This is a genomic window from Hahella sp. CCB-MM4 (genome assembly GCF_002260525.1).
Lineage (GTDB): Bacteria > Pseudomonadota > Gammaproteobacteria > Pseudomonadales > Oleiphilaceae > Hahella.
Window position 1 is genome coordinate 23,244 of record NZ_MRYI01000001.1, and the last position, 21,670, is coordinate 44,913.

The following is a 21,670-nucleotide window of genomic DNA, read 5'->3' on the forward strand; positions in this document are numbered from 1 at the left end:
TACCTAAAACAGCGCTCTACTCGACCACATTTTCCAAATACCAACGATATGCGTGCTCTAAACCACTCTTCAGGTCGTACTTTGGACTCCAGCCAAGCTGCCTGAGCTTGCAGCTATCCATCAGCTTTCGAGGAGCTCCATCAGGCTTTGTCGTATCAAAGTCAACTTCTCCCTCGTACCCAATAACCTCTGATATGGTATGAGCAAGCTCAGCAATTGAGCAATCTACTCCTGTCCCCACATTGATATGGGACAGCTGAGGCTCGGTAATACCTCGATACGATTCTTTCGGAATCGACATGACATGCAAACAGGCACTCGCCATGTCCTCAACATGCAAAAACTCTCGAAGCGCTCTACCTGTCCCCCAAATTGACACCTTAGCCAATTGATTTTCCTTAGCATGGTGAAAACGACCTATCAGCGCAGGAACAACATGACTGTTTTCAGGGTGAAAGTTATCGTTTGGGCCGTACAAGTTAGTGGGCATTACACTACGATAGTCTGTCCCGTACTGCCGATTATAGCTTTCACACATTTTAATGCCCGCGATCTTAGCAATCGCATAAGGTTCATTGGTAGGTTCAAGCACACCCGTCAGCAAAGCATTCTCCCTCATTGGCTGCTCAGCTTCCCTAGGATAAATACACGAACTACCTAAAAAAAGTAGACGCTCGACACCAGTGCAATAAGAAGAGTGAATTACATTGCACTGTATCGCGAGGTTGTCATATATGAAATCTGCGGGATAAGCATTATTAGCATATATTCCCCCAACTTTTGCCGCGGCTAAAAAAACGTACTGAAACCGATTCTCAGCAAAATATTCCGCAACAGCTTTTTGATCTTTGAGATCCAGAGAATTCCGATCTATCGAGTGGATATTATTAAAACCATTACTTTTTAGCAGGCTGAGTATTGAAGCCCCAACCATCCCATTGTGACCAGCAACAAATATTGATGCACTTTTATCCATATACCATCACTCCATTGAAACAGGAACGTCATGACCGTGCTTTTTAAGGAGAGCATGCCGCTGAGCAATCCTCAAGTCTTCCGCGACCATTTCTGAACACATTTCCTGGGCGCTGATAACAGGCTCCCAACCTAGTTTTACTTTCGCGTTTGTAGGATCTCCCAGCAATGTCTCTACTTCCGCTGGCCTAAAATATCTAGGGTCCACCTTCACAATAACATCGCCAACTTTGACACATGGCGCAGAACTGCCATTAACAGAGACAACAACCGCATACTCGTCTACCCCATCCCCCTCGAAACTCAATTCGATGCCGAGTTCCTTTGCGGACCACTGAATAAATTCCCTGACTGAATATTGAGTTCCCGTCGCAATAACAAAATCTTCTGGCTTATCCTGTTGCAGCATCATCCACTGCATACGCACATAATCTTTGGCGTGCCCCCAATCTCGTAATGCATCCATGTTCCCCATGTATAAGCAGGTTTCCAGCCCTTGAGCGATATTTGCTAAACCACGGGTAATTTTACGGGTAACAAAAGTTTCCCCTCTTCGAGGACTCTCGTGATTGAACAGTATTCCGTTACAGGCGTACATACCATATGACTCCCTGTAATTTACAGTAATCCAATATGCGTATAACTTAGCTACTGCATAGGGACTTCTTGGGTAGAAAGGAGTGTTTTCCCTTTGTGGAACTTCCTGTACCAGCCCATAAAGCTCTGATGTGGATGCTTGATAAAAGCGGGTTTTGTCGGCCAACCCCAAAAAGCGCACCGCTTCCAGCAACCTCAAAGTACCAATGGCATCGACATCAGCCGTATACTCCGGCGACTCAAAGCTTACTGCAACATGGCTCTGTGCCCCGAGATTATATATTTCATCCGGCCTGATATCAGCGATGATACGGGTAAGATTGGAACTATCAGTCAAGTCACCATAGTGCAAAACCAAGTTTTGGTTTTCGACATGGGGATCTTGGTAAATGTGATCAATTCTTTGCGTATTGAATAAAGAGGCACGCCTCTTAATACCGTGAACTTCATAACCTTTCGATAATAGAAATTCCGCCAAATACGAGCCATCTTGCCCGGTAATACCGGTGATAAGCGCTTTCTTCTTCAATCTCGTCTCCAAATTCATTAAGACTGGTATGACTTATTTATATGCGTATTCACAGCATAACACTACAGTTTTCTGGAACCACACCAATCGCGATATAAAACAACAAAGCATATAAGCCCAAAGGTCATTGCTAATAAGATATCCTGATACGCGGGGACGTCATATATATACTTATAACCCACTATAGGTATTGCAAATAAAAAAGGAAGCTTTGACACTTCTATTACTTGATTCAGCCATGACACAGGTGAGCTATCCAATACTTTTTGATATCCGCCTACAACGAGCACGGGGATCATAACCAAATAAAATACCAGCATCGAAACGCAAACACCTATAATCCCGTAGTAGAACGCAGAAACAATCAACAATGGAAATGATAAAACAACTCCAAACACGTCAGCTTTCAGCACCAAAGAAGAACCTGAACGCGAAATCAAAAGAGTCCGGAACAGTCTAATCGCGGCATTCAAAAAGAAGTATAAAATTACCGCATAAGCACAATATAGGTATTCTTTTGGAAATTCGTTACCTAGAAGAAATACGAGAATTTCATCCATCACAATAGCCGCACCAATATATATTGGCATCATAAACCCTAAGTTGAAGCGACTGAGCTTGAGATATTTCAATCGACTCTCTTCGTGTTTACCTTTACTGAACTGTGGAGATAAAGCCTGAGAAATACTTTGAGTTAATATGGAAAGTTTACCTATAAGCGAGAATATGATGACATAAAACCCCGCATCACTTATCGCAAGCAACTTTCCCACTACAAGTTTATCTGCCTGTTTGTGAACAAAAAGCAGTCCAGAAAGCAAAAACATATTCCTCATGTGACCTTTTACTTCATGATGGAATACAGATTTATACTTCGGCAATAAGAAGCCCCAACCTACCCGCTTTACACAACAACCAAGAAACAACGTCATCTTTAGTAGATACAGAGATACAATTACAACTGCAATATTCGAAAAGCTCACGCCTGAGACCAGCAACGCTGCGGAGAGAGCATACAACAGTACTCCCACTAGCAGGTCGACCAAACTAACCACTACGAATCTTTCAAAACCAGCGAGAACACTACTAAGATACGAAATGATCAGAATAATTGGCGCTGCATACAAGAAGACATGCCACCCACCAAGGGCGGAGTTAAATTCAGTACCACTAAAAAAGAACATGCTGATATCATGGGAGAACAATGTCACTGAAATCATTAGCAGGATAAAAATCAAACCGTAAATTGCGGTAAAGTACTGGCAGACATTTACCAGCTTCTCCCTGATATCCCGGTTTTCAGCTATGTACTTTATGACAGTTTTAGCCAATCCCAAGTCAAACAGAGCCCTCAAGCTATTGAGAAGAGCAATGGAATATACAATCAGCCCTCCCTCTTCTGCCCCAACATAGCCTACCATCAACTTATAGCTTAGGGCGGTAATAAGCCCCAGCAATAGCTGACCAATGAAAATTACGATTATATTCTTACGAGTTTTGTCTGCTTCCCGACTCACTACTGCTTTGCGCCTTTAATGGTTCTATATATTCGATCGGCTACAATTTCGTGGCCAGCTCTAGAATAGTGTATTCCATCAGGCAAGTGCGTATCGGGGTCAAGATCTGTTGTATCAATGATGGAAACTCTACTATTACTCTCTTTCAATGACATGATAATGTCGTTGAACACTCTTATATTCTCTTTTGTTCCAGGTAGCTCGTTTTCAATTCGTTGGGTGCATTGATTGATAGTGAGGATCAAAATCTTTGCATTGGTATTTTTTATCAGCTCTGAAATTATCTTGGTATAAATCTTTTTAAAACGACTTGCCGTCGTCCAACTTTTGTTTCCCCTCAGTCTGACAAAATGACGCCTTCTCGGTTTGATAATATATACATAGAGCCCCATGGCGACACGGCGTATAAAGCCAGTCCTTTTGCCATATAGCACATTGGAAAACCATAGAGGAATTTCCCTGGTTGATGCGTCAGTAATTCCCGCCACTATGATGTAATAGTCTGGAAATCTGTTTATAACTTTATCTCCATCATTAAATATCTGCTCAAGAAGGGAACGCCCCATACAAATATTCTCTACGGATATAGAAGTACAGTCTTCATTTTTAACCAGACATTCTTCCAAAAGAGCTCCGAAGGTATGATTATCAGGTGCCGTTTCTGGTGGTCTTACTCTTAACCCCACCGAATTGCCCATTATACAAACCTTCAGCTTTTTCCTTTCTTCCACGCTGCGACCTTGTTCACACTACTTACTTAACACGTCAAAGTGGTTCTGGCTAAACAAGCCAGCCAAACTCTGAATATTTTTCTCTTGTTCTAATTGAGAGGAATTGAGAACAAAGTTGGCTTGGTGATTACACTCTATATAAGCAGCAGTAAAGGCAAGCAATTCGACGCCTGATGCAGAGGGCGTATCGGCCTCCTTAGACACTGACCTTAATGCTTCGATCAAATCACTCCATTGTTTACATCTTTGAACTCCCGGCATTGTTGACCAAAACGCATTGCCGAGGCATATCACACTTTTCCCATACACAAGAGCTTCCCACCCCATCCTTCCGGTAATGGTGATTATCGCAGCGGAGTTTTTTATCAGTTCACGGGGCGACTGATCCCTGGAAACCAAAACAACATTCGGCAAATGGCTTACCTCCTGGTAAAACTCCGGCTTCCTGTATCCATGATTTCCGCCATGTTCCTTCACAACCAGAATAATGCCCAACGGTAGGTGCCGTGAAATGAACTTAATCACTCCCAACTGGTCAGAGAACTCAGCCCCCCTAACCAAAGTTGATGACTCAGGTTCGTAATGAAGAGGAAAAATCACATAGGGACTATCAATGTTCTCAAGGTCAACAAACCAATGATTGCCATAGATTTTTGTCTTTACTATGTTTATCAGCTTGGTGGCGTGCCAAAAAACCGGGTTTAACAACGGCCTCCTCTTGAGAATCAGCTTTTCCTTATTCTCGGAGGCTTGGGTAATTCGTCTAATAAACTCCGCAACCTTATGTTTTGGAAACAGTCGATAGTTCTGCCCAGTCTTTTCCATATATACAGGCTTTTCTATCCTCTGTTTTAGGTTGTCCAGATATTGTCTGGCTTCATTAAAACACTCCGAATCGGGGTTCTCTGCCAAGTATGCCTCGTATTTACTTCTATGATTTATTGGCAAGTCAACATAGGGATCACAGACAATGATTCCATTTCCTACTTTGGATTGCCTAACCGACAGATACTTTACGCCTTTAACTTTACAGATTTCATAGAGAATTGCGTCCGCGAGACCCAATATCAGCTCGCCATATACGATATCGGGCTTGACTGAGTCCAAGAACATTTCCATCACGTGAAAGCAGGCAGCTGTGTAGGCACAAATTTCCTTATATTTCATATGTCCATAGTTGAAATAGGAAGGAAAAAATACCAGCTCTCTCTCGCTTAAAATGGCCTTATTAAAATTAAATGATGGGTATTTCTGAAGAAATTGCTCCAGCGAAGCAACATTGCTCACATCTGTCCTTAGCACACTCTCTATATGCTCTTCGTATGCAAAATCCACATCAGAGATTTCGCTGGAAGTTTCGTAGACAATATTTACATCAGTGCTTGGATACTCTTTGGCAATTGTTTCTCTCAACTTGCCATATAGCCGCAAGTGATTGAGATTTCTTGGGAAAAAGGCAATTCTCATTAATTACTCTCATAAATTTCAGTCCACTCTTTTTTTACATGGCCTAAATCTGAATGACTTAATGAAATCAACAACCATGTTAGCGGAAATGCAAAAGAAAACGAAAACGATATAAAAAGAACAGCATAAGCAGCAAGTAGCAGCTTAGCACGACACAGCTTCACACTACTGAATATCCCCATGAGCAAAATAATAAATAGAAGCCCCATTTCAGCAGCATGGCGACCAAAAGCCGATGACCCGCCATGGGCATCCATTAATCGGCTAAATGCTTCGTTATTCCCGATCCCAGACAAATAATTGGAAATAATGCTGGGTGCGACTTGATCAAAAGTACCAACCCCCGTTCCAATCACATGCCCATCAATAATGGTTAAGGGCCCGATTAAAAAGGCCAGAACCCGCATGAGAGAAGACACATCCGTTGACAAAAATAACACAGGGTTTTTCATCAGGCTCAACAAGACTTCACTTCCGCGGCTTCCAGTGTAAATCCCCGAATTACCCGTTAGTACAACAAACAGAGCAAGGCCAACAACAATAGCCAGCACTATCGTACTTCTATTTAATGAGAATCTTGATACCACCCACAAACTGACAAGCAAATATCCAGTCCCCGACGAACTCAATACGGTCATAATAATTCCAGCCGCAATAATAAGAGCATATTGAGTCCAACCAATAAGTCTCCGGCCATAGTAATAGCTCGCTATGGCTAGGTAACCTCCTGCAATGGCACCTAAAAATCCGGCTTCCGGATTTATTCCTCCAACCCCTCTCCCTCCAGAGGACTGAGCTGCCCGAAAATCACCAATAAAATGCTCTCCCACCGAGGCGACCCATATATCAGGCACCAGATATTGAAGAAGAGCAGAGAAAAAATTCACATAAAATCCAAAGAACACCCAATTTGGACTTATTTCATCTCGGTAACGAGAAAACAGATAAAACAAAACAAAAGCGAATAAAAATACAAGATGATTGGAAGGACTAAAATTAAAGTCCCTATTTACATTGATATAGCCAATTTGAATTATGGAGAGAAGCAAAAAATATATCTGGAACCGGTTTAGTTTAACGTTATGATTTATCATCTCATAGAAAAATACGAGACAGGCAAAAATAAAAATAAGCGGCTGAATATCTGTAGACAAAGGGAGGGGAGATATAAACGACATGCCACACCATGCAGCAAGTATATTTATCCTATAGTTAAATTTCACCTCCTTAAATTGTTCGTTTATACATCGCGCCATTTTATATAATAACCTTCACAACAAATACAACCAACTTGTAGAGAGACTCCAACCATAACTTACAATCAGAATAAAGGTCCGCTTAATCCTATATGCTTGGAGCATCAGAACTTTGATTATAGGCAAGCCTCATGGAGACGATCTAATGACAGAATCTCAACAATTGGCTTGAAATTCAGTCCCCCCTTTAGACCCCAAGGGAGTTTTTCTGTCTACGGAAACTATCAGCCCTAGTCAGCTCTTTACCAAAAGGGAGGCTTCAGCCTCCCACTCACTAGCAGCTACTTGCTCTCCGAGGATAAATACTTTTCAAAATAAACATCCAGGGCTAGTTTCTCGTCCGATGTTAGCTGCCTATAATAGGGCGTTACCCATTCTTGGCACAACCCTAGCCTCGATCCGAGGTACTTGAGTTCGGCAACACGTAGAAAGTTGTCACGGGCAGCAGGAGAGGGGTAATTCAATAACGTAGAATTGAGATAGCGCTGTGCGTCACGCGCTTCCTCTTCGCTACCTTGCTTATATAAATCATACACATTTTGTATCTGATCCAGAAAAACCGAGGCCTCAACCGAAGTGGCTCCTTTGACACCAAGCGCGAGACAGGCATAAAATGTTTTCACTACCGCTGTGATTACTTGGAACTCATCATCCGCAAGATCAATAGCACCTTGTACATCGACCATATTACTGGAAGAGTACTTAACGCCAACTATGTTAGGAATATTTTTCAACCGAGCCACAAATTCAGGCCCCATTCTCACAGCCCAATTGCCACTGGTATATGCCCATAGCGTCTTACCTCGCTCTTGGAGGTAATTAGCCAGCAATTCATACCACATATAAATATTATCTAGAGAAACCTTTTGGTGATAAGGCATTGCATGGTATGAATCAAATTCAAGATGCTTGGTGCGATCGATAAATTCCAAAGATTCAGCTGGAGAGAAAAAGCTGCAACCCAGGATCACAGGCACTCGACCATCGACAGCATTACAGACAACTTCTGCCACTTTAAGTCTTTGCGACATCGACAGACACATATCTTCAGCCCCTGTCCCCAAAACCCAAAGTCCACCAACTTTCTTGTCTACATACTGATTGACTATATTTCTTAAAGAACTTTCATCAACAGTCTGATCTTTATCGAGCGGTGTAATTAATACAGGGATGACACCCTCTAAAATTCGCATAAATTTAACTCCTTACAATATCTGATATCTGCTTCTGCCCGGTATAGATCCAGTTTGGTGTCCACATCGATCGAAAATTCCTCATCCATGACGTAGCCTACTTCCTTTTCTGAAGTAAATCTTTGTTTATCCCTTAGATAATCAGATCTCACGATATATATACTGGCATTATATCTATAGTATCCAACATTGGGATCGTCAGGAGTATAATCGACAAGCCTGTTTTCATTCAGCAGTTGTTTGATAACTACATCCCTCTTTTTATGAGGTCCGGTTACACTTGCCAGAGTATCGGCCCCTGTAGATTCAAACAACTTTACAGCTTCATCTATATGCCACGACTGACGGAGGGGAGCCGTCGGCTGCAGCAAAATTACAGCATCAAAGTCCTGACCCTGAGCATCGGCAAACCAGTCCAGCGCATGCAGAAGTGTTTGTGAATTTCTGACATTATCTGTTGACAGCTCAGGCGGCCTGATAAATGGCACATTTGCCCCACATTCTCTGGCAACACTGGCAATCTCTTCATCATCAGTGGATACAACATGGTTAGTGACAAGAGAGGATTTTCTAACCGCTTGTATTGAATAATCTATTAGAGGGCGTCCAGCTAGATCCATAATGTTTTTTCTGGGCAGACGCTTAGAGCCCCCCCTAGCAGGAATTACTGCCAATATACGCATATATCTTTCTCAATCTTACAGAAGAACTTCCTCGCCAGGTATTGTCGTACGAAGACCGACCTCACCATCAGGCTGTTGGTATTCAGCTTCGACCCTGACACGGTCATTAGTCCAAGGTGTCGAACATTCGATAATTAAGGTATCTTCGATAGCCTCTTCCTGATGAACCAGGTACGGAGGAAAGTAGTAATGATCTCCACCAGTCATAATGATTTCTTTAATGTTTTTTCCATCACCGATGCGAACCAGCATCTTGCCGGAAACCACATAGCCCATTTCATGTCTCTTCCGGTGATACTGCAATCCACCTTTACACCCAGCTTTAACGAAAAGCTTCTTCATCATGACTTTCTTTGAAGCCAGAGCCAAAGTGGTCTCTTCTCCCCACACTCTTGCCCCCATATCAATTTTATCGGGAATAACTACTGAGAGTACATCCAGATCATGGGAATCACTTTCATGGCTGTCCAAAATGAGCTCACATATTTCGCGGACCGCACCATGCCCTCCACGAGCTTCAGTAATATGCACGCACACATCCTTGACGCTGGAAGTTGCATCCCACACACAGATTGGAATTCCAGCGACGCCTAAAGCATCAAGATCATTGTCATCATTGCCAACAAACGCGATATCTTCCAGTTCAACGCCTATTTCACTTGCCCATTTCCGTAGCTCTACGTCTTTCCTTTCTACATTCTGAACGACATCTATCCCGAGCTTATTGGCTCTTTGTGTAACCACAGGATTGGCTTCAGTGGAAATGATGACATGCGGAATTCCCAACCTTTTCAGCTTAGAAAGACCGATACCATCAGACCTTACGCACCTGACTGTTTCTTCTCCATGCTGACTGACGTAAACACTGTTATCTGTAAAAACCCCATCAAAATCAAAAGCTACCGCTTTAATATTCTTAAATTTCTGAAACATCTATATACTCTCCCGACTTATAGTCACGTTTCGCCAATTTACCAATCAGTCTGACGCTGTCTCTTACAGGAACCCCCTCACCATTTATCCTGCAGGACAAGTTCTTCACGTCGAAATACTCCCCACTTTTAATATCTGTAGCTGCAACAATTTTCTTACCCAGCTTCTTAAAAACGGCCTCAGTACCCACCCCCTCAGGAAGTTCATGCCTCAACATCTGTTGAGTACGATTTATATCCCTGACAAAGTTCTCAAAACCGTGCAATGTCAACGCAAAGCTATGATCGGTTCCACGCCAGCTACGATCAAAAGTTACATGTTTTTCAAAAACCTCAGCACCCAATTGATATCCTACAGCGCCAGACAAAATTCCATTGAAGTGGTCAGACAATCCGACCTGAACGCTTGGATACTTCTCTTTCAGCAGGGTAATCCTGCCAAGAGTTAACTCTTCCGCACGGCATGGATAACGCGATACACAATGCAATAGAGAAAACTTTGCATTATTACCAATCAAATACTCCACCGTGGCATCAACGATGTCAGCATTAGCCCCACCAGCACTGATAACAAATGGAATATCAGACTCTATAACCTCTTGTAAAAACGGAACATTCCCCATATCAAAGGAAGCCATTTTAATTACTTGAGTTCCGATATCTTTTAGCTGATGCAACGATACACGATCAAATGCCGTGCACATAAAATCCACATCAAATTTTGAACATTCTTCCTTTAACTCTGCCATTTCCTCTATTGACAACTCGAGGGCTTCCCTATGCTCTCCATAAGTCTCTCCAAAGGCATTTTCGGAGTTATATTCCTTCGACAAAGCTAATGGCTCAAATAAAGTCGCCATATCCCGCTTCTGGAACTTAATGGCATCCGCACCGGCGTCAGCAAATTGCCGAACATATTTTTTTGCCAGATTCAGGTCGCCCTGATGATTTTGTCCAACCTCTGCGATAATGTATGCGGCGTTTTTTCTACTTCTTAACACTAGTTTCTCCTGAGTATGTTAAGTTGATCGACAGATAAAGCCTAACCCACTGATATCAGCCAGTAGACAAATATCGAAAAATTAGATGTCAAAGTGTTGTCTCTTAATGAGAGTAGGAGGTGATGATACTACTGGACTTACGGCTTGCCCAATTGCCACCGAATTATGAATTAAATCCACTTTTACCATTTATTCTTCCCTGATAGAAAGCAAATCTGGTGAATCTTATTTTCATTTTTCTTACTGAAGTAAACCAAAATAGTCTAATGAAATTTAATTCAGGTAATCATATCCGGCATTATTGGACCTTCAAGAAACCATAGATGTGAATTTCAGAATTAGTTATCAAATTATATTACTAATGCAACAATTCCCGAAGGTCATAACACGTCAATTTTACTAAAGTATAGTTAAAAGAACCATTTAGCCTCATACTAGGCTTTTATCCGCTGACTATAATAACGAATGCCGTTCCGCGTGCCTATGATGAAGTCCAAAACTCTTCTTACTTCTGTTATGTGTCCACCAGCGATGATCTATTTCCCCCCCCCTTTAGCATCCTGCTGGACGTTTTTCTCTGATATCTATATCCAGGGTTAGAAAGCGTTTCCGTCGGCATACCCCGCAAGGGCCTTTGCCCAGACATCAGGCTTTCCCCTCGGTAGCTCTACTTCTCGGCTCGCCCCATTCCCTCCTACTCCTTTGAATTCAACTCACACAAACCCGGCCGTTACCGGGGCATGATCAGGTACGACACCGACAACATTGGGGTTACTGTCAGTCAGGTTGGGAGAATCGTCATTTAATATAGAGACTTGTGGCACCTGGCGTAGTCCTGCCTGATTTCTCGGCATCAATTGGGCGCTTGCGAGGATATGGTCCAGCAACTCCTCTTCACCGTTGTGTTTCCGGGTCCAGCGCTTGTCTTTGTCTACCAGATTCGTCACATTGAACAGCCTCTGGCTGTCTCCCTGGTCACTTCGCTGAAATGCGCCGGAGGCTCTGTCTGCATCTTCCGGCCCCTTCGGCTGGCTGCCCGGCGGGCCATATAATAATTGGGTAGTAGCAGACTCGTGGACATCGTTGAAATCGCCAAGAATGACAAGACTCCGGTCATCCGCCAGCAACCCGGATGCATGCTCCCTGATGCTGACAGCTTCGGCACTTCGACGCTGAAGAGCATAGAAGGCCGTCTGAGCCCTCAGAGATTCATCCGTCGTGGAAAAATGCCCTCCGAATGTCAGGAGTTTTGACTTCATATGCGCGGTAATAATGTCCAGTTCACCACCGTTATAGGGCAGAGTTACCTGCAGCGCGGGTCTGGAAAACTTCGTCGCGATCTCCACATTACCGCTGCTATCAAAGTGATGAACGCTTTCCCCCGGTGGTAGTATCCAGGCATTAATTTCACGGGTACTGATTGCCTGATCGCGGGTTAACATGGCGACCCGGTTGTGCCGACCATCAGGGGTAGCGGCATATGCATGAAAGCCGAGAGCATCTGCGAGTTCTTCCAGAGCATCCGCATCCAGAACCTCCTGCAGGGCCACCACGTCAGATCCCAGGGCCTGCAATGTATTCTTCAGATAATTCAGCTTTTCCTGGTAGACGGTACTGGCTTTAGTGAAGTTTTGTACGTTCCAGGTTGTAATCTTGATGGGCATGATCGAGTCCTCTAGACAGGTTTGCATCCATACTGCAGCCAGGAAATTACAACACGAGGACTATTGGACAATATCTCATCATTGAGAACCTTCCCTGGCGCTATTGCAACAGATTTTTATCATCGCCAGGATCAAAGGCCGGATGATGGAGGCCGTCAATCAATTGCTTTGCCTTCACGAGTTTGATGCAATAGCGAACAAGCTAAACTGTTGATTAGGATCCGTATACACAACAGGCAGGAGCACCATGACCGCCAGCAAAGTCCGGTTTCGTTTTTATGAGGAACTTAACGATTTCCTCCCCCCGGAACGAAAGAAACGGGATTTCGACTATGCGTTTGACGGTAAACCCTCGGTGAAGGACGCCATAGAAACCTGCCGGATCCCACATACTGAGGTCGACCTGATAATAGCCAATGGGGCGTCTGTGGGTTTTGACTATCACCTGAAAGATGGCGACCGAATAGCGGTTTATCCAGTATTCGAAAGCATTGATATCACCCCCATCGTTAAACTCCGCGACAAGCCTCTACGGAAAACCCGTTTTATTCTGGATGTCCACCTTGGGACACTGGCTCGCCATCTCCGGCTGCTGGGAATGGATGTTAAATATCGCAATGACTATGAAGACGAGGAGATCGTCAGGGAAGCCCTGGAAGAGCACAGAATTATCCTGACCCGGGACCGGCTGCTGCTGTGCCGAAAGGCGGTTACGCATGGATACTTCCTGCGTTCTACGCATCCGCCGGAGCAAGTCGCCGAAGTCATCCGGCGTTTTGATCTGGTAGATTCACTGCAGCCATTCCGTTATTGCATGCAGTGCAACGGCGAGATACATCGGGTCGATAAAAGCGAGATAGAGGATCAGTTACTCCCTAGAACCCGCAAATACTACGACGTCTTTTATCGATGCAGCCAATGCGGAAAAGTCTATTGGGAAGGCCCTCATTTTGAAGGCCTGGCCCGCCAGGTGGAGCAATTTGTCAACGGCGATACCGAGAATTGATTCTCTGGCGGGGGATCGAATCAAACGATGCCGGTTGGTTCTTTGCGCTGAATTGTGATCAATGGTTCTTCAGGTACTTTGGTTTCGCTACTTTCCGGTTCGGTATAAGTCGGGTATTTACGCTGTTCGAACTGCTTTTTCAAAGACACCGAACTCACCTGATTCAGCACCACCCCGGCAATAGCCCCCTCGGCTTCCTGCAAACGTCTGACACCTTCCTGAATTTTGGGCACCTGGGTTTCACCCGCTTTGACCACATAGATAATCGTGTCAGCAAACTCAGACAGGATTGTCGCATCACTGCCGGCTAACGTTGGACCAGTGTCGATAATGATTCGATCATGCAGTTTCTTCAACACCGCCAGAACCATTTGAAACTTGCGGCTTGAAAGCACTTCTTCAGGATTTCCGGGAGGACTTCCGGCTGGCATCACAGAGGCTCTGGTACCTTTCAGCGGATGCAGGCACTGCTCTATTTCAGCCGTGTTGGCAATGAGATCCGTCAGACCGGGAGCGTTGAGAGAGATATTCAAAGACGCGGCCAGCATGGATCGGCGCAGATCAGCATCCATCAACAGCACTTCTTCATGTTTACCCAGAGCTTCCGCCAGATTCAGTGCCAGTGTGCTTTTACCTTCCCCCTGCTGGGAAGAAGTCACCAGGATGACCTTACAGGTGCGATCCACCCGCGACAGGATCAAACTGGTGCGAAGGCTACGTACGGCCTCAGCAAAGGGGCTATCCGCGGAGGATTGGACGCCCTCATATATTGGCGACTCTCCTTGTCCGTCTGTTGAACCGGTGTTTTCAGCTATCGGCAGTGACCCCAACACAGGCAAATGGAGAAATTCATCCACCTGATTGGTCTGCTGGATAGTGTTGTCCCGAAGGCTTCGCATCCAGGCCCTGGCAATACCGACCATCAATGCCGCAATGCCCAGAATAAGATATACCAGGAGAGTATCCGGTTTGGACGGTAATCCCGGTGTCACTGCCGAATCCACCACCCGGGCATTCTTGACCGTAGCCCCGGGAATCGGAGTCGGAATTTCGCGAACCCTCGTCATAAGACCTTCATAAAGCGTACGATTGCTTTCTACCTCCTGGGTCAGCTCCGAAATCAACTGCATTTCCAGCTCACTCTGGCGCGATATCACTTGCTCCGCATCCTGCAGTCTCTGTCTTGCCATGGATAGCTGCCTGCTGCTGGCTCTTTCCTTCTCCAATGCAGCCTGATACTCAGACTCAACATCCAACGCGGCATCCAGCAATTGAGTTTCCAGATCTTTCTTGAAGCCAGTCAGCTCAGCCTGGGCAGAAATCATCTTGGGATGCTTGGCGCCATAGGTTTTGGCAAGTTCATCCACTCTGGACTGAGCATTTTTTTGACGTTCGAGCGCAGCGGCAACTAATGGTCGTCCCACAATTTCCGGCAGCTGGAGGAGGTATTCAACAGGTGGTGGTGCGCCAAATATCACCACCCTGTCATAGATGTTTTCCGCCTCAATCCTGGCTCTTTTCAGCGCAACATTACGAACGGTCAGCTCAGCGATGACTTCATCATTGTCGCGACCTCCCTGACCCTGGTCGTTCTGGCCCGGGTCTGAAGCCTCCTCGATCCCGTCTGCTTGCTGAGGATCAACAAATTGCTGAAAACGATTCAATCGAGCTTCAGATTCCAGTAACCGTTGATGTACCGCTTCCAGATCCTCTGACGATAGGGCTTCCCCCTCCACCGCCTGCGCCGTTTCCACGGTCATATAGGTTGATATGTATTGATCTGCCACGGCATTGGCAACTCGAGCCGCCATCTCCGGATCAAAAGCGCTGAAGCGAATATCCACCAGTTGGGTATTACGTACAGGTTCAACTGAGAGTCTTTCCATAAAAATGGCGACAACCTGCTCCAGGGGAATCGAGGGGGCTACACCCTCCACAGGTTGCTCCGGCGTCTCATCATTATCTGCATCCATCGGCCAAAGGGATTTCAGCCAACGCATGAGAAGGAATTCATCCAAAGCCAGCGGGGTTTGCATTTCAGGATTGAATTCAGCCTGTTCCGTCAGATTGAGTTCAGCAACGACCGCTTCAGCAAGGCTACGCGAGCGCAATATTTCGTGCTGGGTTTGCAGAAAGCTTTGAACTTCCTCGTCCTTATTAGAGCTTTTGCTACCGTCTTTAGACAAGGTAACAGCTTTGGACAGGACTGCAGGACGCTCAATCAATAGGGTTGCAGTTGCCTGATATACCGGTCTGACGCCGCTGAGCCCCAGATAACCCGCCAATAAGGACAACATCACCAGAAACAGTATGCCGCGCTTATACTTTAGAATGGCTGCACCCAGTCTCCCTGGGTCAATAATTGGATGACCAGCGGAAGGTTTCTTTACCCGCTGAATCGGTTCTGCCCTTAGATTTTCCATCTAGAAAAAGCTCTCCTTCACAATGATGGTATCGCCCGGTTTCAGGCGTACATCCTGACTTGCTGGATGTGGCGTCTTGGCAGGATCGTTTTCTGAGATGAGCTGGATCTCGTCTTCAGCGGCGTCGTCAGTGAATCCGCCGGCCAGAGAAATGGCCGTTCGAACGGTCAGGCCGGGCTGATAGGCATAACCTCCGGGATTCTTTACTTCTCCACTGATATAGAACTGTCGATATTCCAATACGGTGACACTGACACGTGGATCTACCAGATATCCCTGCTTTAGCCCCTGCGCAATCTGCGCCTGCATTTGATCCAGGGTCTTCCCCACCGGTTTGATTTCCCCCAGAAACGGATAATCTATTGAGTCAGCCTCACCTAGTCTGGCTTCCAGGGTTAAATCGTTTTCACCATACACCTGTATTCGTATCAGGTCTCCCGGCCCCAGCTTATACTGTTCAATTGCCGATACCGGCTCCTCGGCATGGCTATTCGACACAACACTCATTAGCAATAAAACGGCAAACAATACAAAATTAACTGTCACGAATCTTTTTGACAGCGCAAAGCAATCCATTCAAGGGGCCTCTCAGAACATTTCCCTAACCTGACAATATGATTCCATGATATTTACTTTTCATCCACTGGCTAAATGCCCTAGGGTCTGTTGGTGAAAATAGCGCCATCCTCGTCGCAGACTGACCAAAATTCCGTCTTAATCCATGCTACTCTCCCGCAACCTTAACCATTCGGAGACGATTCATGCAGGCCAACACCATTAGATTGATTGAAGATTATTACGCTGCCTTTAACGCCGGGGATATGGCGCGGTTTCTTGATCTTCTAAGTGATGATGTCGTTCACGATATCAACCAGTGTTCCCGCCAAACAGGTAAAGAGGCATTCGCCGCCTTCATGAGTAAGATGAACGAATGCTACCGGGAGAAGTTGGAAGATATTGTCGTGATGGCAAATAAGGATGGCTCTCGGGCTGCCGCAGAATTCGTCGTTCTGGGTGAGTATCTGGCTTCCGACGAAGGCCTGCCGCCTGCAGATGGCCAGTCCTATCAATTGGCTGCCGGGGCATTTTTTGAAGTCCGCGATGGAAGAATTGTCCGCGTCACCAACTACTATAACCTCGGAGATTGGATCGCCCAGGTATCCAACTAGCGATCAACCAACAACTCAAGTCCCCCACTGGTTGATAGAAGTCCGACACTGGTTGATAGAAGTCCGCTAGGGAAGATTCTGGCGGACATCCTCTCCTGCAACGCCATTCAGGAACGCCATCACCACTCTTTCATACTCGGCTCTCTGCGCTCCTGCCACAAGCATCACCAAGCTCCCGGACACCCAAAAGCAGCATAAGTATAAGTGTTAACGCGAAGTTCACTAATCTGTACTATGGTTATAAGGTAATCCAAACGTTATAGTCCATTTGTGCTATAAATGATTGATTTTGGCCGAAACCAGGGTTGCCGGAAGCGATAGTGACGATGCGACAAGGACTGATGGCGCAGATCAGACAAAGCAAAAAAAGCATGATGTCCTTCAATGGTGTCGATATGCAGTTAAAAACACTTTGGGGAGTTGTTCTTGTACTTGCAGCACTCTCAAACCACGCCCTAAGCGACGACAGGCCGATCAGGGTCCGCGCTGTACTGGCAGAGGCGGACTACCCGCCCTTTTATTACGTCAAAGATGGGGAAATGACCGGTATTTCCATCGAAGTTCTGAATCATATCTCCCGTCAAATCAATCTCAATACCAGCTTTATCAGACTATCCTGGCCACGCGTACTCAAGTCACTTGAAGACGGCTCTGTCGATCTCGTCACGACCTTTTTCAATACGGCTGAAAGAGCACCTTTTGTGGTATATACAGGTGTACCTCACGCATACGAAATCAACACATTCTTTGCTCTTAAAGGAAGTGAAGTGTCCTTTACCGGCAGACTGGAGTCACTGTCGGCGTACCGAATCGGAATGATACGGGGGTATTCCTATGGCCATAAATTTGATGAAGCGGAATATCTTCTAAAAGAACAAGTGCTGGATGAACCAACCCTGGTCAGAATGCTGGTTGGTCAGCGCTTTGATCTTGCCATCGGCAATCCATTTGCCATTCAGCTGCAGGCGCAGGCTCAGGGTTATAACGGTCAGGTGCAATTTCTACAGCCGGTTGTCGACCGTAGTCCTATTTATATGGCGGTCAGTCGTAAACACCCCAAAGCTCTGGAACTGGCATCAAAGCTCACAGGGGCCATATACGAGCTTAAACAGACCCCAATGTACCAGTCCATGCTGAAACACTATGGAATGTGAGGGCTTTTGATCTTTACGACGGGCTTTTCCGGATCTACATCGAGGCGATCCAGGTCAGCTCTTTAGGATATCTTGGCCAACATTGCAGACTATCTTGATCAACACTGCAGACTATCTTGATCAACACTGCGGGCCATCTTGGTCAGCACCGCAGGATCACTTAACTAGCAGGGAAAATTTAGGCTTACCAGAATCCGGTGTAACCAAACCAAACTTTTCCCGGATGTCTGCAAGTTTTCCGTTTTTTTCCAGAATATCCAACCATCGATTCAGATCTTCGACGGATACAACTCCCTGTTTGCGGGTCAGAATAGTGTGACGATATTCCTGATCGCACTTTTCAGACACCAGAAACCTGCCCCTGCTGTCCGGATTGTCCCGCATGAACAGATTCAGGTATGAACGGGTCACTATCGCCACCTCGGCAATGGAAGGTCGATCGAGCAATATCAGCTGTAGATTTCTCTCGTGATCAGAAGATAGAAATACCCGGTATTTGGTGTTGAGGTATTCATCGTCGGAAATGTAGTTGGAGAATCCATAGTGATAGCCGAGAATGCCGACCAGGCTGCGGCTGCCGACATCATTAAAGAAATTCTGGTCACGCCCCGGTTTCTCCAAGGCAACATAGACCTCCCCGCCTCCCATGAATACCCGGCTGGCCTCCAGAGGATATCCCTCCCACCCCCATATCAGGCTTTCGAACATGATGAGATCGTATTGATGACGATCAAAATCCAAATAACGTCTCTTTGGCGATGTCAGATAAATCTCAAGCCGAATATCGCTCTGGATAGCATTGATGGCATCCACCAACGCCACTGTTGCTCCCTCATATTTAGGGCCGGCTTTGGCATGAGTGGAATAAAAATAGGGCGGAAATTCATAGGCACCGACTTTGACAGTCATCGGTTCAGCAAAGACTGCCACAGGTATCAGCAATGAGATCGCATACAGATACCATATCTTCTTATTCACAAATCACCTTCCTGTGTGCCGGATACGATCAACGCTTTCTATCTTAGCCTACATTTATACAAAGGTGGCCAGTCTTAATAAAGATCAGATATAAGGGAGCGGCTCTCATGAGCACAGCAAGGTACAGCCATTGAGCGATGAGGATTAAGAGAGAAAATTCAGGTATTCCAGAGTCAGGTATTCCAGAGATAACAGCGGCTTTCCACGCCCATGGTCTTAAACGAATAAATTTCTGAAACCGCCGACCCCGAAGCCCCAAAACAACAATGCAGCGGCAACAGATGCTCCTCCCGGGGGTGACAGAACCGGGCTGACGGGGCCTGCTCCCATTGTTCGAGTCTGGCGGTCCTCTCCTCTTCAGAGAGTTCCTGTCCGCTCATTACAGCATCCAGCCACTGGGTGAAGTCTGCAATGGAAACACCTGCGGTTGGTGTTTTAGGTGAAAAAAATACTGAAAGGTTATGAAAGGAAAACCCTGATCCGATGATCATAATGTTTTGGGCGCGGAATTCTCGCAAAGCTCTCCCGACCCTGACATGCAACCCCGGGTCTAATGAAGCATCCAGAGATAACTGGACCACCGGAATATCAGCCTTGGGATATAGCATTCGCAGAGGTATGAACATTCCGTGGTCAAAGCCCCGGCGACCATTAATCTGGCTGGGAATCCCCTGCTCATTTAAATGCCGGCTGACAGCTGTGGCGAGCTCTGGCTTTCCGAGTGCGGGATACTTAATTCCGTATGACTCAGGCGGAAATCCGTAGTAGTCATAAATGAGGGACGGGGTTGCGCCACCCGTTACTTCAACAGGCTGCGCTTCCCAATGAGCGCTGATCAATATGATGGCGGCGGGAGACGGGGGTAAACCGGTTCGGAGCTTTTCAAAAGTCCGTACCATCTCCGCATGCCCGGAGTGACCAAGCAGTGGCAAAGGCCCACCGCCATGGGAAAGAAAGAGGACAGGTGCAGCAGATATCTCATTTGTACATGCCATGGTGCGACTTCCAGCCGATGGTATTACAACGTTTCATCTACCTTAGCGGTCCAGTTCCTTGAGCTTGCGATATAGGGTGCGTTCGCTGATTCCCAGTTCTCGGGCTAATGACAGCTTATCCCCCCGATAGGTATCCACTACCTGCGCCAGATAGGTTTTCTCAAGTTCCTCAAGAGGCATTATAACCCTAGGCAGGAATCGAGGCCTATTATCGGCGTCATTCTCTTTCGGCTCTTCGCCAGAGGTCAGATCATATTCACCAAGATCCATTTCCAGATGCTCAGGCTCTATGCTCTGTAAATCACAGAGTAGCACAGCCCGCTCCAGACGATTGCGCAATTCACGGATATTTCCGGGAAACGACTGTTTCTGCAGCCAGTTCATTGCATCATTGGAAAGGCTCCGAGGCCGCTTTTGACTGATGACTTCCAGTATATGCCGGGCGATATGGGGAATATCCTCCCGACGATCGCGCAAGGAAGGCAGAACAACTGGAAACGGACTGATGCGATAGTAAAGATCTTCCCTGAACCCGCCCACCCGGATCAGGGCCGGGAGAGATTTATGGGTGGCACAGATCAGACGAAAATCTGCCTGTTTGGAGGTAACGCTGCCAACAGGTCGGTAGGTCGCCGATTCAATCAGACGCAGAAGCTTCACCTGCATGGACAGAGGAATATCCCCGATTTCATCCAAAAACAATGTCCCGCCACTGGCCGCTTCCACCAGCCCTTGCTTGCGCTGGTTGGCACCGGTAAACGCACCTTTTTCATAACCAAACAGTTCACTTTCGAACAGCGAATCGGTAAGCCCTGAGCATTCCACCGTCACAAATGGTTTGCCTGCCCTGGGGCTGTGGTCATGAAGGTGTCTGGCGGCAAGCTCCTTGCCGGTCCCTGACTCTCCCAGCAACAGAACGCTGATATCCGAGGACGCAGCCCGGTTCAACAGATCCAGCATATGGGTGTAGGCAGGGCTGAATCCAATCATATGTTTCTGTCCCTGCGCCTTGTATACCGGTGTCATGGTCTCGACAAAAAATTGAATTTCGCCTTTTTCGTCCCGAACCGGAGTCATCTCCACATCCACATGCTCCTTCCCCTTAGGCGTGTTATGAATATGCAGAATGCGCTGACGTTGGCCGGTTTGCAGACTCTGGCGCAAAGGACAGGTCTCCCCTGCCTGGTCACAGGGCACGCTGTATCCATGGGAAACACGAAAACAATTCTGGTTGATCAAAGAAGCATCTTGCTGAAAGGTTTGCCGGTATAAATTGTTTGCCGCCCTTATGCGATATTCACGATCCAGAAGAACGGCAGGAGCAGGAATCGCTTCCAGCATAGACGTCAGCGAAGGGAGATTGAGGGGGAAAGCATCGGACATATCGTTCTGCCACAAAT

At 46.2% G+C, this 21,670-nt stretch carries 19 protein-coding genes; 3 read left to right on the top strand and 16 right to left on the bottom strand.

Translation table 11 applies throughout. The annotated features are described in order from the left end of the window. Nucleotides 1-16: 16 nt before the first annotated feature. From BTA51_RS00145 to BTA51_RS00195, 11 genes are all read right to left on the bottom strand, one after another. Nucleotides 17-976: a GDP-L-fucose synthase gene (locus tag BTA51_RS00145; RefSeq protein ID WP_094705079.1), complete on the bottom strand. Its 960-nt coding sequence runs from the start codon at nucleotides 974-976 to the stop codon at nucleotides 17-19. 6 nt (nucleotides 977-982) lie between these two features. After that, nucleotides 983-2,119: a GDP-mannose 4,6-dehydratase gene (gene gmd, locus BTA51_RS00150; protein WP_094705081.1), complete on the bottom strand. Its 1,137-nt coding sequence runs from the start codon at nucleotides 2,117-2,119 to the stop codon at nucleotides 983-985. Between the two features lie 44 nt (nucleotides 2,120-2,163). Then, nucleotides 2,164-3,618 (bottom strand): lipopolysaccharide biosynthesis protein, encoded by a 1,455-nt coding sequence (locus BTA51_RS00155; RefSeq protein ID WP_094705083.1) that lies wholly within the window; start codon nucleotides 3,616-3,618, stop codon nucleotides 2,164-2,166. Next, complete coding sequence (locus tag BTA51_RS00160; protein ID WP_141215502.1) at nucleotides 3,618-4,349, bottom strand: SGNH/GDSL hydrolase family protein; 732 nt, start codon at nucleotides 4,347-4,349, stop codon at nucleotides 3,618-3,620. Before BTA51_RS00160 ends, BTA51_RS00155 begins: the two co-directional genes overlap by 1 nt. Nucleotides 4,350-4,367: 18 nt before the next feature. Next, nucleotides 4,368-5,816: a hypothetical protein gene (locus BTA51_RS00165; RefSeq protein WP_094705087.1), complete on the bottom strand. Its 1,449-nt coding sequence runs from the start codon at nucleotides 5,814-5,816 to the stop codon at nucleotides 4,368-4,370. Then, complete coding sequence (locus BTA51_RS00170; protein WP_094705089.1) at nucleotides 5,816-6,994, bottom strand: hypothetical protein; 1,179 nt, start codon at nucleotides 6,992-6,994, stop codon at nucleotides 5,816-5,818. Before BTA51_RS00170 ends, BTA51_RS00165 begins: the two co-directional genes overlap by 1 nt. Nucleotides 6,995-7,353: 359 nt before the next feature. Further along, nucleotides 7,354-8,265, bottom strand: a complete 912-nt coding sequence (locus BTA51_RS00175; RefSeq protein ID WP_094705091.1) for a dihydrodipicolinate synthase family protein — start codon at nucleotides 8,263-8,265, stop codon at nucleotides 7,354-7,356. Then, complete coding sequence (locus tag BTA51_RS00180) at nucleotides 8,253-8,948, bottom strand: cytidylyltransferase domain-containing protein (RefSeq protein WP_094705093.1); 696 nt, start codon at nucleotides 8,946-8,948, stop codon at nucleotides 8,253-8,255. Before BTA51_RS00180 ends, BTA51_RS00175 begins: the two co-directional genes overlap by 13 nt. Before the next feature lie 15 nt (nucleotides 8,949-8,963). Then, nucleotides 8,964-9,881 (bottom strand): HAD hydrolase family protein, encoded by a 918-nt coding sequence (locus tag BTA51_RS30430; protein WP_094705095.1) that lies wholly within the window; start codon nucleotides 9,879-9,881, stop codon nucleotides 8,964-8,966. Further along, nucleotides 9,865-10,881, bottom strand: a complete 1,017-nt coding sequence (locus BTA51_RS00190; protein ID WP_094705097.1) for an N-acetylneuraminate synthase family protein — start codon at nucleotides 10,879-10,881, stop codon at nucleotides 9,865-9,867. Before BTA51_RS00190 ends, BTA51_RS30430 begins: the two co-directional genes overlap by 17 nt. 713 nt (nucleotides 10,882-11,594) lie before the next feature. Beyond that, nucleotides 11,595-12,545 (bottom strand): endonuclease/exonuclease/phosphatase family protein, encoded by a 951-nt coding sequence (locus BTA51_RS00195; RefSeq protein ID WP_168188007.1) that lies wholly within the window; start codon nucleotides 12,543-12,545, stop codon nucleotides 11,595-11,597. A 247-nt stretch (nucleotides 12,546-12,792) separates the two neighbouring features. Here BTA51_RS00195 and BTA51_RS00200 point away from each other — a divergent pair, with 247 nt between their 5' ends. Continuing rightward, on the top strand, nucleotides 12,793-13,551 hold the full coding sequence (locus BTA51_RS00200) for a Mut7-C RNAse domain-containing protein (RefSeq protein ID WP_094705101.1): 759 nt from the start codon (nucleotides 12,793-12,795) through the stop codon (nucleotides 13,549-13,551). A gap of 20 nt (nucleotides 13,552-13,571) precedes the next feature. On the opposite strand, the gene BTA51_RS00205 is transcribed toward BTA51_RS00200, so the two are convergent. Continuing rightward, a complete protein-coding gene (locus BTA51_RS00205) occupies nucleotides 13,572-15,974 on the bottom strand; it encodes a polysaccharide biosynthesis tyrosine autokinase (protein WP_094705103.1) in 2,403 nt (800 codons plus the stop codon). Then, complete coding sequence (locus BTA51_RS00210; RefSeq protein WP_094706005.1) at nucleotides 15,975-16,481, bottom strand: polysaccharide biosynthesis/export family protein; 507 nt, start codon at nucleotides 16,479-16,481, stop codon at nucleotides 15,975-15,977. A 254-nt stretch (nucleotides 16,482-16,735) separates the two neighbouring features. Between BTA51_RS00210 and BTA51_RS00215 the strand changes: the two genes are divergently transcribed. After that, nucleotides 16,736-17,143, top strand: a complete 408-nt coding sequence (locus BTA51_RS00215) for a ketosteroid isomerase-related protein (RefSeq protein ID WP_094705105.1) — start codon at nucleotides 16,736-16,738, stop codon at nucleotides 17,141-17,143. Between the two features lie 326 nt (nucleotides 17,144-17,469). After that, on the top strand, nucleotides 17,470-18,297 hold the full coding sequence (locus BTA51_RS00220) for an ABC transporter substrate-binding protein (protein WP_094705107.1): 828 nt from the start codon (nucleotides 17,470-17,472) through the stop codon (nucleotides 18,295-18,297). 156 nt (nucleotides 18,298-18,453) lie between these two features. Here BTA51_RS00220 and BTA51_RS00225 read toward each other — a convergent pair whose 3' ends face one another. The 3 genes from BTA51_RS00225 to BTA51_RS00235 all read right to left on the bottom strand — a co-directional run bounded on the left by BTA51_RS00225 (nucleotide 18,454) and on the right by BTA51_RS00235 (nucleotide 21,653). Next, on the bottom strand, nucleotides 18,454-19,275 hold the full coding sequence (locus BTA51_RS00225; RefSeq protein ID WP_094705109.1) for a hypothetical protein: 822 nt from the start codon (nucleotides 19,273-19,275) through the stop codon (nucleotides 18,454-18,456). A 173-nt stretch (nucleotides 19,276-19,448) separates the two neighbouring features. Then, nucleotides 19,449-20,270: a class III extradiol ring-cleavage dioxygenase gene (locus BTA51_RS00230; protein ID WP_094705111.1), complete on the bottom strand. Its 822-nt coding sequence runs from the start codon at nucleotides 20,268-20,270 to the stop codon at nucleotides 19,449-19,451. 42 nt (nucleotides 20,271-20,312) lie between these two features. Continuing rightward, nucleotides 20,313-21,653 (bottom strand): sigma-54-dependent Fis family transcriptional regulator, encoded by a 1,341-nt coding sequence (locus BTA51_RS00235; protein ID WP_168188008.1) that lies wholly within the window; start codon nucleotides 21,651-21,653, stop codon nucleotides 20,313-20,315. Nucleotides 21,654-21,670 lie beyond the last annotated feature (17 nt).

Coding starts and splice junctions, on each gene's coding strand:
- BTA51_RS00145 (WP_094705079.1), bottom strand. CDS start 976: ATGGATAAAAGTGCATCAATATTTGTTGCTGGTCACAATGGGATGGTT.
- gmd (WP_094705081.1), bottom strand. CDS start 2,119: ATGAATTTGGAGACGAGATTGAAGAAGAAAGCGCTTATCACCGGTATT.
- BTA51_RS00165 (WP_094705087.1), bottom strand. CDS start 5,816: ATGAGAATTGCCTTTTTCCCAAGAAATCTCAATCACTTGCGGCTATAT.
- BTA51_RS00170 (WP_094705089.1), bottom strand. CDS start 6,994: ATGTCGTTTATATCTCCCCTCCCTTTGTCTACAGATATTCAGCCGCTT.
- BTA51_RS00175 (WP_094705091.1), bottom strand. CDS start 8,265: ATGCGAATTTTAGAGGGTGTCATCCCTGTATTAATTACACCGCTCGAT.
- BTA51_RS00180 (WP_094705093.1), bottom strand. CDS start 8,948: ATGCGTATATTGGCAGTAATTCCTGCTAGGGGGGGCTCTAAGCGTCTG.
- BTA51_RS30430 (WP_094705095.1), bottom strand. CDS start 9,881: ATGTTTCAGAAATTTAAGAATATTAAAGCGGTAGCTTTTGATTTTGAT.
- BTA51_RS00195 (WP_168188007.1), bottom strand. CDS start 12,545: ATGCCCATCAAGATTACAACCTGGAACGTACAAAACTTCACTAAAGCC.
- BTA51_RS00200 (WP_094705101.1), top strand. CDS start 12,793: ATGACCGCCAGCAAAGTCCGGTTTCGTTTTTATGAGGAACTTAACGAT.
- BTA51_RS00205 (WP_094705103.1), bottom strand. CDS start 15,974: ATGGAAAATCTAAGGGCAGAACCGATTCAGCGGGTAAAGAAACCTTCC.
- BTA51_RS00210 (WP_094706005.1), bottom strand. CDS start 16,481: ATGAGTGTTGTGTCGAATAGCCATGCCGAGGAGCCGGTATCGGCAATT.
- BTA51_RS00215 (WP_094705105.1), top strand. CDS start 16,736: ATGCAGGCCAACACCATTAGATTGATTGAAGATTATTACGCTGCCTTT.
- BTA51_RS00220 (WP_094705107.1), top strand. CDS start 17,470: ATGCGACAAGGACTGATGGCGCAGATCAGACAAAGCAAAAAAAGCATG.
- BTA51_RS00230 (WP_094705111.1), bottom strand. CDS start 20,270: ATGGCATGTACAAATGAGATATCTGCTGCACCTGTCCTCTTTCTTTCC.
- BTA51_RS00235 (WP_168188008.1), bottom strand. CDS start 21,653: ATGTCCGATGCTTTCCCCCTCAATCTCCCTTCGCTGACGTCTATGCTG.